Annotated in this window: 17 protein-coding genes; 12 read left to right on the top strand and 5 right to left on the bottom strand. The window is 35.9% G+C overall.

Features of this window, described 5'->3' with window-relative positions; translation table 11 throughout:
* Positions 1 to 21: 21 nt before the first annotated feature.
* From OPU68_RS02100 to OPU68_RS02085, 4 genes are all read right to left on the bottom strand, one after another.
* Positions 22 to 495, bottom strand: coding sequence for a DUF6702 family protein (locus OPU68_RS02100; RefSeq protein WP_498472296.1), 474 nt, complete (start codon positions 493 to 495; stop codon positions 22 to 24).
* Between the two features lie 58 nt (positions 496 to 553).
* Positions 554 to 1,264 carry an LOG family protein gene (locus OPU68_RS02095; RefSeq protein ID WP_498472295.1) on the bottom strand — a complete coding sequence of 237 codons (711 nt, stop codon included), beginning with the start codon at positions 1,262 to 1,264 and terminating at the stop codon, positions 554 to 556.
* On the bottom strand, positions 1,261 to 1,974 hold the full coding sequence (locus OPU68_RS02090) for a nucleotidyltransferase family protein (protein WP_498472294.1): 714 nt from the start codon (positions 1,972 to 1,974) through the stop codon (positions 1,261 to 1,263). Before OPU68_RS02090 ends, OPU68_RS02095 begins: the two co-directional genes overlap by 4 nt.
* A 63-nt stretch (positions 1,975 to 2,037) precedes the next feature.
* Positions 2,038 to 2,469 carry a RapZ C-terminal domain-containing protein gene (locus OPU68_RS02085; protein WP_498472293.1) on the bottom strand — a complete coding sequence of 144 codons (432 nt, stop codon included), beginning with the start codon at positions 2,467 to 2,469 and terminating at the stop codon, positions 2,038 to 2,040.
* A 146-nt stretch (positions 2,470 to 2,615) separates the two neighbouring features.
* On the opposite strand from OPU68_RS02085, the gene OPU68_RS02080 reads away from it, so the two are divergent.
* The 12 genes from OPU68_RS02080 to OPU68_RS02025 all read left to right on the top strand — a co-directional run bounded on the left by OPU68_RS02080 (position 2,616) and on the right by OPU68_RS02025 (position 13,534).
* Entirely contained in the window at positions 2,616 to 3,785 is a 1,170-nt protein-coding gene (locus OPU68_RS02080; protein ID WP_498472292.1) for a hypothetical protein, read from the top strand.
* 9 nt (positions 3,786 to 3,794) lie between these two features.
* Positions 3,795 to 4,331, top strand: coding sequence for an adenine phosphoribosyltransferase (locus OPU68_RS02075; RefSeq protein WP_498472291.1), 537 nt, complete (start codon positions 3,795 to 3,797; stop codon positions 4,329 to 4,331).
* A gap of 78 nt (positions 4,332 to 4,409) precedes the next feature.
* Positions 4,410 to 5,114 (top strand): tetratricopeptide repeat protein, encoded by a 705-nt coding sequence (locus OPU68_RS02070; protein ID WP_498472290.1) that lies wholly within the window; start codon positions 4,410 to 4,412, stop codon positions 5,112 to 5,114.
* A gap of 14 nt (positions 5,115 to 5,128) precedes the next feature.
* Positions 5,129 to 5,614, top strand: a complete 486-nt coding sequence (ribH, locus tag OPU68_RS02065; protein ID WP_498472289.1) for a 6,7-dimethyl-8-ribityllumazine synthase — start codon at positions 5,129 to 5,131, stop codon at positions 5,612 to 5,614.
* Positions 5,615 to 5,950: 336 nt separating this feature from the next.
* Positions 5,951 to 6,799, top strand: a complete 849-nt coding sequence (gene ypfJ, locus OPU68_RS02060; protein WP_498472287.1) for a KPN_02809 family neutral zinc metallopeptidase — start codon at positions 5,951 to 5,953, stop codon at positions 6,797 to 6,799.
* A gap of 311 nt (positions 6,800 to 7,110) precedes the next feature.
* Positions 7,111 to 8,340 carry a site-specific integrase gene (locus OPU68_RS02055; protein WP_498472286.1) on the top strand — a complete coding sequence of 410 codons (1,230 nt, stop codon included), beginning with the start codon at positions 7,111 to 7,113 and terminating at the stop codon, positions 8,338 to 8,340.
* Positions 8,341 to 8,636: 296 nt separating this feature from the next.
* Entirely contained in the window at positions 8,637 to 8,915 is a 279-nt protein-coding gene (locus tag OPU68_RS02050; RefSeq protein WP_498472285.1) for a helix-turn-helix domain-containing protein, read from the top strand.
* Between the two features lie 85 nt (positions 8,916 to 9,000).
* Positions 9,001 to 10,239 carry a primase-helicase family protein gene (locus OPU68_RS02045; RefSeq protein WP_498472284.1) on the top strand — a complete coding sequence of 413 codons (1,239 nt, stop codon included), beginning with the start codon at positions 9,001 to 9,003 and terminating at the stop codon, positions 10,237 to 10,239.
* A gap of 266 nt (positions 10,240 to 10,505) precedes the next feature.
* Positions 10,506 to 11,384: a DUF8464 domain-containing protein gene (locus tag OPU68_RS02040; protein WP_498472283.1), complete on the top strand. Its 879-nt coding sequence runs from the start codon at positions 10,506 to 10,508 to the stop codon at positions 11,382 to 11,384.
* A 147-nt stretch (positions 11,385 to 11,531) separates the two neighbouring features.
* Positions 11,532 to 11,987 (top strand): plasmid mobilization protein, encoded by a 456-nt coding sequence (locus OPU68_RS02035; RefSeq protein WP_498472282.1) that lies wholly within the window; start codon positions 11,532 to 11,534, stop codon positions 11,985 to 11,987.
* Positions 11,988 to 11,999: 12 nt separating this feature from the next.
* Entirely contained in the window at positions 12,000 to 12,938 is a 939-nt protein-coding gene (locus OPU68_RS02030) for a relaxase/mobilization nuclease domain-containing protein (RefSeq protein WP_498472281.1), read from the top strand.
* A gap of 2 nt (positions 12,939 to 12,940) precedes the next feature.
* Positions 12,941 to 13,534: a hypothetical protein gene (locus OPU68_RS02025; RefSeq protein WP_498472280.1), complete on the top strand. Its 594-nt coding sequence runs from the start codon at positions 12,941 to 12,943 to the stop codon at positions 13,532 to 13,534.
* 284 nt (positions 13,535 to 13,818) lie between these two features.
* Here the strand turns inward: OPU68_RS02025 and OPU68_RS02020 are convergent, their stop codons facing one another.
* On the bottom strand, positions 13,819 to 14,913 hold the full coding sequence (locus tag OPU68_RS02020; RefSeq protein WP_498472279.1) for a nuclease/transposase family protein: 1,095 nt from the start codon (positions 14,911 to 14,913) through the stop codon (positions 13,819 to 13,821).
* Position 14,914 lies beyond the last annotated feature (1 nt).

The following is a 14,914-nucleotide window of genomic DNA, read 5'->3' as shown; positions in this document are numbered from 1 at the left end:
CCAACTGACCGATTTTAATTTTTAGAAAGTGACTTCCGCAGTTTCCTTTCCCTTCTGGAAGTTGAGCGTTTTCAATGCACCTTTATAAGTAATATTCACGATATTGACCTGTTTTGGAAACTGTCCAATCAAAATACTGTTCTTGATTTTCAAACTTGAAATATCAGAAACACCACCCGCTTCATAATAAACCCAAACTGATTCACCATTTACCTGACTGCCTGTGAAAGTCAATGCTTTTGGAGCACCATTGATAGATACATCTACATTATTGTTCACATATTTTTTAACTTCTGCTTCGAAACCTGCCGTTGCCGGGTCGATTTTGACGGCTTGAGAAATGTGAGTCGTATTTAGCTTAGTTGTGAACTTCAAAGTTTTGGTTCCATCAATATAATCCACTTTGGTCATTGATGAAAAGAAATCCAACACTGTAAAGCTAAAAAGCCCAACCAATAAGATTCCGAGAGATAATATAAGTATTGATTTTTTCATTTTAATTAAGTTTTAATAACTTTTATGATTAAATTAAGGTCAAATTATATGCCACACATTAGAAATTCACACTTACCGAATATTTGTCATAGAATGCTTTGATATGCGCCACGGCATCTTCTGCCGTATCCACAACGCGGAAAAGTTCCAAGTCTTTTTCAGCAATCAAACCTTCTTTCAACAATGTGCCTTTAAACCAATCCAGCAATCCGCTCCAGAACGCACTTCCGACCAAAACAATTGGAAACTTCCCTATTTTATTGGTCTGGATTAAGGTCAAAGCTTCTGTCAATTCGTCCAAGGTTCCAAAACCACCAGGCATCACAACGAAACCTTGCGAATATTTGACGAACATTACTTTCCTAACGAAGAAATAATCAAAATTGATATTGTAACCTTTGTCAACATAAGGATTAAAGTGCTGTTCGAAAGGCAATTCGATGTTTAAACCGATCGATTTTCCATGTCCGTTGGCACCTTTGTTTCCTGCTTCCATTATTCCAGGTCCGCCTCCAGTGATGACTCCAAAACCGATTTCCGTAATTTTCTTCGCAATGTCAACAGCCATTTTGTAATAGAAATTATCTTCCTTCAATCTAGCAGAGCCAAAAATGGAAACGCATGGTCCAATTCTGGCCATTTTTTCGTAACCGTCCACGAACTCGGACATCACGCGGAAAACCATCCAACTATCTTTTGTAATTGTCTCGTCCCAAGTCTTTTGTCGCAGACTTTCCTGCAATCTTTTATCGTCGTCCTGTTCTATCATCTGAATATTCTTTCCGCTTCAACAATCGATTCCGGTCTGCCAACATCTACAAGATTTGAAGTATGCTGATAACCCACGATGATATCTTCTTTCATCAATTCCATATATTCATCCATAATAGAGAATTTTCCGGTTCTTGTGAATTTATCAAAAATTTCAGAATTCACGCAATGAACGCCACTGAACGCCAATTCTCTCAATTTGAAAATCCCGCCAACCACAGTTTTTTTATTGGTTTGAAGGTTTCTCCAGCCTTTCAGAAACATTTTTTCGTTGAACATCAGTTTTCTGGAACTTTCTCTGTCAGACACAGCCAAAGTAACCATTGCTCCTTTAGTTTCGTGAAGTCGGATGAAATTACTGATGTTAAGATCAGTCAGAATATCCACATTCATGATCAGAAATGATTTTTCATTCTCAAGGAATCTTTTTGCGAAAAGCAATCCGCCACCGGTTTCCAAAAGTTCTTCGTGCTCATTTGAGATTTCGATATTAGCTCCGAAGTTATCGTTCTCAGCTAAAAAAGCCAGAATCTGTCCTCCGAAATGATGAATATTGATGACAAAATCATTGATTCCAAAACCCTGAAGATATTTGATATTTCGTTCGAGAAGTGGAACTCCGTTTACTTTTGCCAAAGCTTTCGGATGTTCGTTAGTAAAAGGTTTCAATCGGGTTCCCTTTCCTGCAGCAAATATTAATGCTTTCATATTTTATTAATGATAAATAATAATTGATAAATGATTGAATAATGAGAGATAAATAATCAATTATTAATTATCGCTTATCGTTGATAAATTAAGATGTAATTGTTCGTCGTGATGCACCGAAACTTCCGCCTCAGGATATTTTTCTTTAATAAATTGAGCCGTTTTAATCGCCGAATAAACCGAACGATGTTGTCCGCCAGTGCAACCAAAATTGATTTGCAGATGTTCAAAATTTCGGCTCAAATAATTTTCAATACTGATAGAAATAAGTGAATGGATTGATGTCAAGAAGTTTGGCATTTCTGTTTTCGTTTCCAAAAACACCTGAACGCCGATGTCATTACCTGTTTGTACTTTATATTCTTCTATTCTTCCGGGATTCAGTATTCCGCGGCAATCGAAGACGAAACCGCCTCCATTCTCGGTATTATCTTTTGGGATGCCACCTTTTTTATAAGAAAAACTATGAATCTCTATATTGAGTTTGTTCTGCATTAAATATAATTTTTCCGTAAAGTTACTTTTTTTAATTTTCTTTCAAAAATCTGAGTATTCTGAATTTAAAATTTAATTTTGCATATTAATTGATGTAGGAACGTAAAAATCACACAAATTTCTTATTTTTAAAAAATAAATCTAAAATGAAATTCATAAAATACTGTCTATTAATAAGTTTATTGATTTTCACAGTCAGCTGCAAAAAGACAAAAGTGGATGGCAGCAACCGGATGAGCTTTCAGGAAAGCATCAATGATATGGCTTCCAGCTTACCGACTCTGCAACAAGTGAAATTTAATGAAGCTTTGTATATTCTCAAAACTTTTGGCGTAGAAGCAGAAGGCGATGTTGCAGAAATTGAAGCATTAGGAAAACTTCTGAACGGCAAAAAAACACCGGAAATTCTTGCTTTGGCAGATCAGGTGGCTCAGAAAAACGGAATCGCATGGAGCAGCACAGCTCCGCCTAGTTTAGGAGAAATGAACATCTTTGGTGATGTGGCCGCTTCCGAAAAGGACCCGAATGACATTGAAGCCGCAGGACTCAACATTGTGGTTAGAAATATTGCCGGCGACAGTCTTACAGGATCCAAAGGCCTAATCATCATCCCACAATTAATTGACAACAACGGAAAAAAAGTAGACTTCGAAGGCGCAGCGTTGGAAACTATTATGGAAATCTCCAGCGGCGGAACTAAAATCTCAACGTCTAAAAACCTAATGCAAGACCCAGCCTTTCGAGGTTTCACGATTAAGTATTCATCACTTCCGAGAGAAAAAATCTTCGAAGATAAAATCGATATCAAACTATCTGTAAAAACAACCAAGAAGCTTTTGCAGATGATAAAAATGGGAATTCCTGTTAACGGACAAGCGCTTTACACACCGCCAGCGCCTGTAGTTGAGGATTCTCTGCAAGCGCCACCACCTCAAGTAGATCCGCAAACTGGAGAAACACTTGCTCCACCTCCTGCTGCTCCTGCAAAATCAACCGCAGATCCGAAAGCTACAGTCACAAAGTTCCTTAATAACCTCTCAACTCAGAATTTAAAAGCTGCATTTGAAACATCTGAAAATCCAAATTGGGGATCTTATGACAAATTTTCCAACCCAAATTCAGGCTTCGGCTCAGTAAAAAATATTAATGTCAAAAACATGACAGTGCCTTACAACAAAGACAATTCTGCAAATGTGAACGTGACTTATGATGTAACAGACAAAAACGGAAAAGTAACTTCATTAAATGTAACTTACGGTTTGAAAGCTATCAACAATAACTGGAAAATCACGACATACAAAATCAACAATCCTTAAAAATAAATAATGGCGTCAGCAGAACTCATCCATAAGCTAGAACAAACCATAGAAAACATCCCGGACTTCCCAATTCCGGGAATCCAATTCAAAGATATTTGCCCTATTTTCCTTCAGCCAAAACTATATGAAGAAGTGATTGCGGATCTTGCAGAGTTCAGCCGTGGAAAAATTGACGTCGTTTGCGGAATAGAAAGCCGTGGTTACCTTTTCGGAATTGCAATCGCTGTCGCTTTGGATGTTCCTTTTGTATTAATTCGAAAAGCAGGAAAATTGCCGCCACCATTCATCAGTGAAAAATATGACCTGGAATATGGTTCTGCGGAAATCGAAATGAAAACCGGACATCTTAAAGAAGGACAACGTGTTTTGATTCACGATGACCTCTTAGCAACAGGCGGAACCACAGAAGCTGCCGCAAAATTAGTTGCAAAGCAAGGAGCAATCCCGACGCAATTCAGTTTTTTGATTGATTTAAAAGATCTGAACGGCGAAGATAGATTATCAAAATTTGGGGCAGAAGTCTATTCTATCCTCAATTATTAAAGAATTTTCATACTAAAAAAAGAATTTTTGCAAATCAAAACTAAAACATTAAATTTGCACTTCATTTACTAAAAAATTATGGCAGATCTACATAACAAAAAAAACGAACAAGAAGGAAAAGAAACTGTAGAATTCTTCAAAGATCTTGATAAAGAAGCACTTAATATCGAAGGCTTTTTAGAAAAAAACGCTAAACCTCTAAGTATTGGTTTCGGTATTTTGATCATTGCAGTTTTAGGCTGGTTTGGCTATCAGCAGTTCATTGTTGGTCCTAAAAACGAGGAAGCTACGAAAAGTTATCTTTCTGCTCAGAAAAACTTAGCTGAAGGCAAAGAAGATTTAGCTCTTGGTGGAAAATCTGTTGCAAACCCAGGTTTCTTGGGAACTTATGAACAATACGGAAATACTCAGGCTGGTAAATTAGCCGCTTACAACGCCGGATTGATTGAATTCAAAAAAGGAAACTATCAGAAAGCTTACGATTTGCTAGACAACTTCAGTTCAAGTAACAAAGTTTTGGTAGCGCTAAAATACGGTGCAATGGCAGACTGTCTTTCCAACCTTAATAAAAGCGATGACGCTCTGGCAATGGCAGACAAAGCTTCTTCCGCTTCAGACGACGCTTACACTTCTTACTATTTCACAAAGAAAGCAGGAATGTTAGCTTTGGCACTTAAAAAAAATGCAGATGCAAAAAAATATTTCGCTGCGATTGACGAGAAATATCAGGATTATGACAACGGTCAATCCGATGCATTCATAGAAATGACAAAATATTATTAAAAATATAAAAAAATATGGCTACTGTAAATCTTTCAGATTACAAACCGCTCAACATATCCAATGCCGATGAATATTCAATCGGCATTGTTGTTTCTGAGTGGAACGACTTTATCACTTATAACCTTAGAAACGGTGCTCTCGATACGTTGAAAGCCGAAGGCATCAAGGAAGAGAACATTCAAATTTATTACGTTCCCGGCGCATTCGAGTTGAGTTTTGCAACGATGAAACTTTGTCGTTCAGGAAAATTTGCGGCTGTCATAGCCATTGGAAACGTGATTCGCGGGGAAACGCCACATTTCGAATTCGTATGTTCCGGCGTGACGCAAGGTATTAAAGACTGTAATATTTTGACCGACACACCAGCCATTTTCTGCGTTTTGACAGATGACAACAAAGAGCAATCCATCGCAAGAAGCGGCGGAAGTCTAGGCAACAAAGGCGTAGAAGCAGCCGTTACGGCACTGAAAATGATAGACTTCAACATCAAATCAAATTAGAATTTCCGATTGTAGATTTTTTGGAGCTTTTGACTCCGTAGAATAATAAGTTAAAAATTTTTATTTAGAGCTATTTCCTGCTGTCCACTGTATCTTTTTTTCCCAGGCTCAATTCCAGCCGCAAAAAAAGGATGCCGTTTCCATCAGGGCTATTTGATAAAGTAGGTTTCAAAATAATTCCATGTATATCAAAAAGAAATTATTACTTTTAATAAAAATAAAATATGAAATCGCCATTAATGAGTTTTGCAAACAAATACCGATGAAGATCAAGGCGATACCATTACTTGTCCCGACTATTCGGGATCACCATTAAAAAACAATAAAAACATACGTATGAAATGGACAAATGACAGAAGTGGCAATCTCGACGACAGACGTGGCTCAGGCGGCGGGGGCGGAATGCTAGTTGGAGGCGGATTGGGAACAATCATCGTTGCAGCCATCGTTTTCTTTCTTGGAGGCGATCCCTCGGCAATCCTTAATAACAGCAGTTCTTCGCAACCACAAACAGAACAGAGAGAACTTTCCAAAGAAGAACTCAACGTCCGGGAATTTGTAAGTATGCTGACTAAAGAAAATGAAGACACCTGGGGAAAAATCTTTCAGGATAATGGTATTCAATTCACGCCAGCCAAAGTCGTTCTCTTCGAAAACGGAACAGATTCAGGTTGCGGACAAGCTCAGTCAGAGATGGGCCCTTTCTATTGCCCCGCCGATCAAACTATCTATATGGATATGAGTTTCTTCAACGAGCTTCAACAGAAATTTGGCGCAAAGGTTGGAGAGTTCACAGTGGCTTACGTTCTTGGTCACGAATACGGACATCATATTCAAACCTTATTGGGAACCACTCAAAAAGTCAATCAATTAAGAGGAAAATATTCTGAAACGGAAATGAACAAGGTTTCCGTTGCCACAGAACTACAAGCCGATTTCTACGCTGGACTTTGGGCAAAACAAACAGACAACCGTGAGAAAATATTAGAACCTGGCGATATTCAGGAGGCAATGAGCGCCGCCGCCGCCGTTGGTGACGATAACATCCAGAAAAGAGGACAAGGCTACGTGAACCAGGAAAGCTTCACACACGGTTCTTCCGCACAAAGAGAAGAATGGTTTATGAAAGGCTATAATACTGGCGATATAAGACAAGGTGATACTTTTAATGCGCTATTGAGATAAGATCAGCGAAACATTGTAAATAAAAATAACAGGCAAATGATTGTCTGTTATTTTTTTATCTATACTTCAAAAATTTTTGACTGAAAACAAAAATGACTATCAATCCAAAGATTAACAGTCATATTTTGTACCCCAGACGGAGGTATTATAAAACTTTTCTATTTTTTCCTTTTTTTTAATTCATTTATATTCAATAACTTTGATATACAATAGGTTTTAAGATAATTGATTTTTTGATTTTAAATAATCTTAAATGTAAATTAATCCCCCCTTTTGTTCCCCCTTACATTTATTTATATCTATTTCAACTTATGATAAAGTACAATTTTGAATTAAGAAAAGACAAAGTAAGTCAAGACGGTTTAATGCCAATTAGAATATTATTCAGAATTGACAGCTCTATAATAAAAAGAAATACTGGATTGAGTTGCAAAATAAATGACTGGCAAAATAATCGTGTGAAAGCTAATTCAAAAAAAGATACTTATTATGGCTATGACGAAATAAATGAAAAACTCCAACAGATAGAAACCAAAATTCAAGACATTTCGCTTTATTTCAGAGCAAATAAGCTTGAACCAACAAAGGATTTGTTTATTGAAAAGTTTGATTCAAATGAAAAAGTTGAAACATCTAGTGAAGTCGATTTTTTCAAATGCTTTACAGAATACATTGACAAAGGAAAATTAATAAAAACGCCTAACACCATCAAGGGTCAAACTACTGTAAAAAACTATCTGGAATTCTTTTGTAAGGAAAATGGAATTTTGCTTTCTTTTGATAAAATTGATGAAGATTTTTTTGAATCAATAAGGGATTACTCTTATGAAATAAAAAAGATGAAGCAAAATTATTTCGCTAAAGTAATCAAGGTCTTAAAGTCATTTTTAAACTGGGCAACAGAAAAAGGATATAATGCAAACAGGGAGTTCGAGAAATTTAGAGCTGTTGAACACGACATTGATATTGTGTATTTAACATTTGAAGAGTTGATGAAATTATACGAAAAAGATTTTGACAGCGATAGACTGTCTCAGGTTCGGGATTTCTATTGTATGGGATGTTTCACAGGCTTACGATTTTCTGACCTTTCAAAATTACATTTAGCCAACATTTCTGAAGACCATATAGTTCTTTCTATTCAGAAAACTAAAACACAGAATCACGCCATCAAGCTGAACAAATACGCAAAAGCTATTTTAGAGAAATACAAAGGAACAATCAATGAACCCCTACCCGTTATCTCTTCTCAAAAATTCAATGAATACATCAAAGATTGTTGTGAATTAGCAGCAATCACACAACCGTTCACAACTCATTGGTTTGTGGGTAATAGGAAAAAATCGCTCACACAACCCAAATGTAAATTCATAACAAGCCATACAGCTAGAAAAACATTTATTACGAATTCTTTACTATTGGGGATGGAGCCCAAAGCAATAAAGAAAATAGCCAACATTAAGAAAGATACTGTTTTGGATAAGTATATGAAAGTAACGGAAGCATTCACAGACGAACAAATGGACAAAGCGTGGGGATAGTTTTTCTTATAACTTGATTTATTTTAAATAATATCCAATAATCTTTATTTTTGATTAACCTAAAAAGAAGTTAAACTATATTAAAATGAGCTGTTTTTAGTTAAATTTAGTTAAAAAACCAATTCCACTTAAAAGGCTAATTTGGAATAATTTAGATTAATCTGGATTAAAAAAAATAAAATTTGGGCTAGTTTGGATTAAATTGGATGAATCCAGATGATTCGTAACTATTTGATTTACAGTTGTTAAATTAATATTATTGCATTTAAATTTAAACCAATTTAAAATACAATAATATGTCCGTACAACTCTATTCCCATTCCAAAGGAGATTTGGAAAAAGCGGTTGAAATCATTCTTAAGAAAGCAAAAGAATTTACAGTACCCGCTAAAGCAGAACAACAACAACCGGAAGACCTAATCCCACAGATTGAAGCTGCGAAATTCCTGCACGTTTCTATTCCCACCATTATTGATTGGAGAAAAAACAAAAACCTGCCCTATTACAATTTTAGCGGTCGCTATTACTATTCCAAAAAAGAACTTTTAGAACACGGAAAAAATCGAAGAAAGTAAGTGTAACTACTTATCATTGAAAGTTGCATTCTTCAATTTTTTTTAACCTTTTCGTAATTCCCTGCGGAAGCAAACCCCTTTTACAATGAGCGAAAAAATCCCTTATCTAAGAGTAGGAACCACCTACTATAAAAATATTGAGAAACCGTTAATCTCAGGAGATAAGATCTCAATACTGACTCGATGGAATCGTGAGACCATTATCAGCGATCACGGAAAGATATACGTCTCAAAAGTTCCTAAGTATGACGGTTTCTGTTGTATACCATCTCATTTGCAATACCAACAAATTATTCAAGGATTCTATAATGTTTACAATGAGATTCCTTATCAGCCGATTAAAGAAACACCGGAGCAAACATCCCTGAAAGAGAAGATTCCATTTTCACTTAGATTTATGGAGCATATTTTCGCAGAACAGTTGGAATTTGGATTGGATTATATCAAGATCTTACTGCAATATCCAACACAGATACTCCCGATTCTTTGTCTTGTAAGCAAAGAAAGATCTACCGGAAAATCAACTTTTATCAAATGGCTGAAATCCATTTTTGGACTTAATATGACTTACATCAAAGGAGATTCTTTCAGCAGTCAGTTTAATTCGGATTGGACATCGATGCTTATTGTTGCTATTGATGAAGTATTCTTTGACAAAAAGGAGATCACTGAACGATTAAAATATCTTTCCACGACTGATAAAGATAAGAAGGAGGCAAAAGGAAAAGATCGTGAAGAAGTGGAATTTTTTGGAAAATTCATTCTATGTTCCAATAATGAAGACAACTTCATCCAGATTGATGAAAATGAGATCCGATTCTGGATTATTAAAATTAGATCAATCAAAAGCGAGAACACTGAATTTCTACACAATCTAAACAAGGAGATTCCCTATTTCCTCCGTTACCTAATCCAAAGACCTTTTCACAGTCATAAGGAGACAAGAATGTGGTTCACTGATTCCCAAATTAGAACAAAAGCCCTTCAAAAATTGGTTTGGAAAAACAACAATAAACTAGAATCTAAGATCATCGAACTTTTATATGAGTTTTTCGAAAATACCGAAGATAAAATTATCAACTGTATTCCACAGGATATTTTCAATATGCTTGGTAAAATGTTCAGCAAACAATATTGGACGGTCAACGATGTCAGGAAACTCCTGAAAGAAAACTGGAGACTTGAACCTCAGAACAATTCATTGGCTTACATCAAATACGATCTAGATTATAGTGGAAGTTTTTACCAGCAGAATAAAACAGGGCGATATTTTACAATAGAAAGGAATTTTATTATTCAAAAATTTGATGAAATGATGAATTAATTGATAATGAAAATAAAATCAATTAGTTACAGCTCATCAAAAGCCTCATCAAACTTTTAAACCTTGGTTTTTGATGAGAGACTGATGAGAAGAATGTTTCTACTTTGATGAGATGACGAGACTTTGATGAGGTTATAAAGCATTGTAATTCAATTTTTTATAAGGCTTTCTCATCAATTCATCAAAAATTAGTCAAAGACAAATCCATCCGCTTTCGTCGACAGGACAACTGCTATCTATTAATAAAAACATTAAAATTTACAAAAATGAACTGCAAACAATTTAATACAATCCCGTTGGAAGAAGTCCTCCTTTCTCTCGGACACCTTCCCACGAAACAAAATGAAAAAGAAGCTTGGTATCTCAACCCCTTTGCCAGCGAATCTCAAGCCTCTTTTAAAATCAATAAAAGACTAAACTATTGGTACCTATTTTCAGAAGGAATCGGTGGAACGAATACCGACTTTATGAAGAAATATCTGAACGCTTCAGTCAATGAAGTTTTAATATGGGCAGAAGATCAGAATTTTTCTTCCTTTCAACAGCAAAATTTCCAAAACCAGATTTTAGAAAATCTTCCTAAAAATTATGAAATATGTGACATAAGAGAAATCCAAAATTCAGCACTTTTAGAATATTTAAAGAGCCGAAAAGTAGAAAGTCAAACCGAATTTTTAAAAGAGATTCATTATCGAATGAAAGATAAAAACTATTTCGGAATTGGTTTCAAGAACGATTCTGGCGGTTATGAAATCCGCAATAAATACTCCAAAATTTGTTTGGGTAAAAAAGATGTTTCTAATATAAAAAGCGGATCAGAATCGCTTCGGGTTTTCGAGGGGTTTTTCGATTTTCTCTCATTTAAAAATGTAGAGAATTTTTTAGAAAAAGAACCTGCCGATTATCTCATTTTGAATTCTGTGTCGATGATTTCAAAGATTAAAAAATCACTCGAAGCTTATGATAATATTGAGCTTTATTTTGACAATGATGATGCCGGAAATCGTGCCGTTGAAATGATTAAAAATGAAAACCAAAACGCAAAAGATTGTCGGGTTTTATATTCAGATTTCAAAGACTTGAATGAGTGGTTGATCCATAAAAATCCATCAAATCAGAGACAAGTGAAACTTAGGAGAAGGTGAGTAAAATAAACACAGGTAAAATATGGTGGTATGTTAGTGCAAAAAGTACCCAAAGTTTACAATAAGCGTGACCGCTGATTGCAAAATTGGGATTTTTGATTTCTTCCTATCGTCAGAAATGTGTTGAAACACACTAATATAAACACAATGGAAAAAGATTTCTTACAGGAGTTTATCACAAAAGCTATCGAAGAAAATGAAAAGAAACTTGATGGCGAAAAGAGAAAAAAGCACTTTCAGGAGCTCGGCAGAAAAGGTGGTTTGAAAAAGAAAAACAATAACCATCTAAGCAAAATAATTTCTTTTCGGGTGACGGATTCTGAGTATGATGAAAACCAAAAATCTGCTCAAAAATTAAAGCTCAAACTGTCCACCTACGCAAGGATGGTTTACATGGAAAAAGAACTTAAAATAAATGAATTTAAAACCGATGAAGTCTTGCTACAATATGGAAATCATTTTATCAGAATTAAAAATTTATTGAGGCATCGTGAGTTCTCAGAGTTTGAAAATAAGAAGCAGATCCTTCAGGAAATTGAGACCGTAACCAACCTGATTTATCATTATCTGTATGAGAAACAAAACAGAGAGAAACCTACTTAATGAAACTTAAAAATGAATAACAGCGCAACGACCAGAAACATCTCAAAGATCGCTATTGAATACAACGGTAATGATAAAGGAACTGCACAGAGAGTCTACCAAAATAATCTGTTAACCGAAGATCCGGAGCATCAATTTAAAGAAATGAAAACCGTTGCCGACAGAAACAAAAATGTGAAGAACTGGGCACTGACCGGATACATCTCTCCTGAAAAATCGATTGGAGATAAACTTTCCAATGACGAACTCACACAGCTCGCACTGAAAGCTTTAAAAAAGATCGGGGTTACCGATAACAACCAGATGATTTTGGATATTCATGCATCAACGAAGCAAAAGCACATTCACTTCATTGTAAACCGTGTAGATATCCATGGTTTTAATACTATAAAAGCTCACAAAATTGGTGAGAACTTCGGAAAGGCGGTTCGTGAAGTCTGTCGGGAAATGAATCTGAAGACAGATATTGAGATTGGCAAGGAAAAGAAAAAAATGATGCTTGAATCGTTGATCGCTTCTCTTAAAATTTCTAAAAACTTTGTCGAGCTTATTGATTCTATGAAAAAATCAGGTTATAGGATAACTCTTTCTCAAAATGAAAAAGTGGGAATCTCTGGGATGCGAATCGTGAGATTTGAAGATATTAATCATCAGACCGAGCGCGATTATAAGCCGGGTTATAAGCTCTCTGAAATCACCAGTACGTTAAGGATTACAGACATCAAGCAAAAATTACAGGAAAATCAAGAAAGAGCAGGGGATTTCGGTTCAAAGAATATTCAAGTTGGTGTAAGTGAAAATGTTAATATAAATAAGTATTTAAACGAACAGAAAAATTCATCCTCGGTTAGCAATCAGCTTGAAAATATGGCAAAGGCATTACTGAAGCCAACTTTCACTCCAGCACAGGATGATGATTTGCTAAAAAAGAAAAAACGAAAATTTAGATAAAAATGGATAACGAAAACAAGCAGCTTGATGGCGTAGCACTACTCAAGAAGGTAATTGAAACCAATGAAGCCACTATTGAACATTATATTATGCTCATGAATTCCCGTGAAGATATTGTACACATGGATCAGAAGATAGAGGCTTCTTTGATTAATTTGAATGCGACTCTCGATAAATCATCTAGAATGTTAGAAGTAGAAGAACAAAGAAGGCAAGACTTTCTGCTGGCAATCCCCAAGACTATCGAGGCAAACTTTTCTGATAAAGCAGTCGGGCAACTTGAGCAGTTGGAAAAAAAATCAACACTTTTCAAGACTGCAATTTACGGAATAATTGGAGCTCTGTTACTTTCGGTTTTAACAACAATTGGAAATGTTGTTTTTGCAAAGCAGTGGTACACCGAGAGCCTTCGCAGCAAAACTGAAATCAGGCAGGATATTCTGGACGAAATTAAAAATAACGGTCAATCGCTATATCGGGTGGATGACTATGATCAACTTAAATATAATACCGACCTGATGAACAGATGGATGAAAAAAAATCCGAAAGATGCAGAAAAGTTTTTAAGGTTTAAAGATGGTTATGAAAGCAGATAGACAAGTTTAATCGTACTCAATCAGTTCTGAGATATTACTGAAGTAACTCCGGAATGCCAACTCTCACCAATCCATAATTTTTCAAACATCCAACGGAATTCTGAAAAATGTATATCCATTTTTTTTCTTTTTCTTTTCACCATCAGTAATTTATTAGTATCTGCGATTCATATTTTAAGTTATAAAAAAAGAGCCCACGCCGTTGTATATACTACTAGAGTATTTAGTGAGTGTTCAAGACCTCACCCTGCGGGTTTACAAGCACCCTCATTGTTTTTTTTAAGCTATCCGATAATCAATTCGATTCCGGCCTTTTCAGCTTTATATTTTATCTTGGTCTGTAAGTCATAATAACTCCAGTTGCGAAGTACAAACTCCTGTTCTTTTGCAATACCTATTTTGTCTTCTTGATCTTTAAGAATCAGGGTGCCTGCCTGCTGCCGGATGCAAAAATCAATCAGCATACGGCTGTACAGATGAAGATGATGACTGACAAAACGGTTTTCCAGATTTTCTATTTTATGCAGTGCCTTCTGTTTCCGTTTGGTTCCATTTCCGGAACGGGAATAAGCGACTCCGGCTCGAATCCTTTTATTACTGGCCTGGATCGCCAACCTGCGGTAGAGGAATTCCTCTTTCGAGCCAATATTCATTCGCACATTATTTGCTTTTACCACGATTGGATGCTCCAGAGACAAAGAAGCTTCTGCAATGATTTCTGGTTTTAAACGGTGGTCTTCCTTTTCAAATTCAAATACTGCAAGCCAAAATATTTTCCCGTCTTTCAGTTGTACCTGTGAGTTGCACAACTTGATCTCTTCTCTTAAGAGGCGTTCCAGAACCGTATGTTTATCAGAGAAATCTCTCCCTAAATAGGTTCTGACCGGGATTGCAAACATATTGAAGCTGAACGCTTTCTTTTCCGCATCATAGTTCATTTTGCTGATGCATTTCACCGGAAGCGGAATGGGTATATCTTTTTTAAAGTTCATTAAAGATTTTGATCCCTGCCAATAGTCAGCTTTGTTTTTGGAAAAGGTAGACTGAACTGTATTGTTAAGGCATCCCAGAATGTCGGTGGGGATTTCTCCTTTAAAACGGTCAAAGACCAGGCGTGCTGTGGTGTTTGTTTTAGAACGGTCGAAGATTCCCATTTCATCCTTTTTTTCGTCAGCAAGCTTATATTGGATGTCTTCGGTGAGGTAAAAGAAATCCTTGATCATTTCCTGTACATACAGATGGGAAACAATCAGATTAGCCGCCCGGAAACAGCGGTTCTGATAACGGTAGAGCTTTTCCCACATTTGGCTTTTATCTTCAGATGGAACATCAATCACCAGCTGAATTTTTCGGGTCAGGGTTATCGTAGACTTTTCCATA

This window comes from Chryseobacterium sp. TB1-D10 (assembly GCF_059803555.1).
This window is presented reverse-complemented; position numbering and strand designations above follow the sequence as displayed.

Coding starts and splice junctions, on each gene's coding strand:
- OPU68_RS02100 (WP_498472296.1), bottom strand. CDS start 495: ATGAAAAAATCAATACTTATATTATCTCTCGGAATCTTATTGGTTGGG.
- OPU68_RS02095 (WP_498472295.1), bottom strand. CDS start 1,264: ATGATAGAACAGGACGACGATAAAAGATTGCAGGAAAGTCTGCGACAA.
- OPU68_RS02090 (WP_498472294.1), bottom strand. CDS start 1,974: ATGAAAGCATTAATATTTGCTGCAGGAAAGGGAACCCGATTGAAACCT.
- OPU68_RS02085 (WP_498472293.1), bottom strand. CDS start 2,469: ATGCAGAACAAACTCAATATAGAGATTCATAGTTTTTCTTATAAAAAA.
- OPU68_RS02080 (WP_498472292.1), top strand. CDS start 2,616: ATGAAATTCATAAAATACTGTCTATTAATAAGTTTATTGATTTTCACA.
- OPU68_RS02075 (WP_498472291.1), top strand. CDS start 3,795: ATGGCGTCAGCAGAACTCATCCATAAGCTAGAACAAACCATAGAAAAC.
- OPU68_RS02070 (WP_498472290.1), top strand. CDS start 4,410: ATGGCAGATCTACATAACAAAAAAAACGAACAAGAAGGAAAAGAAACT.
- ribH (WP_498472289.1), top strand. CDS start 5,129: ATGGCTACTGTAAATCTTTCAGATTACAAACCGCTCAACATATCCAAT.
- ypfJ (WP_498472287.1), top strand. CDS start 5,951: ATGAAATGGACAAATGACAGAAGTGGCAATCTCGACGACAGACGTGGC.
- OPU68_RS02055 (WP_498472286.1), top strand. CDS start 7,111: ATGATAAAGTACAATTTTGAATTAAGAAAAGACAAAGTAAGTCAAGAC.
- OPU68_RS02050 (WP_498472285.1), top strand. CDS start 8,637: ATGTCCGTACAACTCTATTCCCATTCCAAAGGAGATTTGGAAAAAGCG.
- OPU68_RS02045 (WP_498472284.1), top strand. CDS start 9,001: ATGAGCGAAAAAATCCCTTATCTAAGAGTAGGAACCACCTACTATAAA.
- OPU68_RS02040 (WP_498472283.1), top strand. CDS start 10,506: ATGAACTGCAAACAATTTAATACAATCCCGTTGGAAGAAGTCCTCCTT.
- OPU68_RS02035 (WP_498472282.1), top strand. CDS start 11,532: ATGGAAAAAGATTTCTTACAGGAGTTTATCACAAAAGCTATCGAAGAA.
- OPU68_RS02030 (WP_498472281.1), top strand. CDS start 12,000: ATGAATAACAGCGCAACGACCAGAAACATCTCAAAGATCGCTATTGAA.
- OPU68_RS02025 (WP_498472280.1), top strand. CDS start 12,941: ATGGATAACGAAAACAAGCAGCTTGATGGCGTAGCACTACTCAAGAAG.
- OPU68_RS02020 (WP_498472279.1), bottom strand. CDS start 14,913: ATGGAAAAGTCTACGATAACCCTGACCCGAAAAATTCAGCTGGTGATT.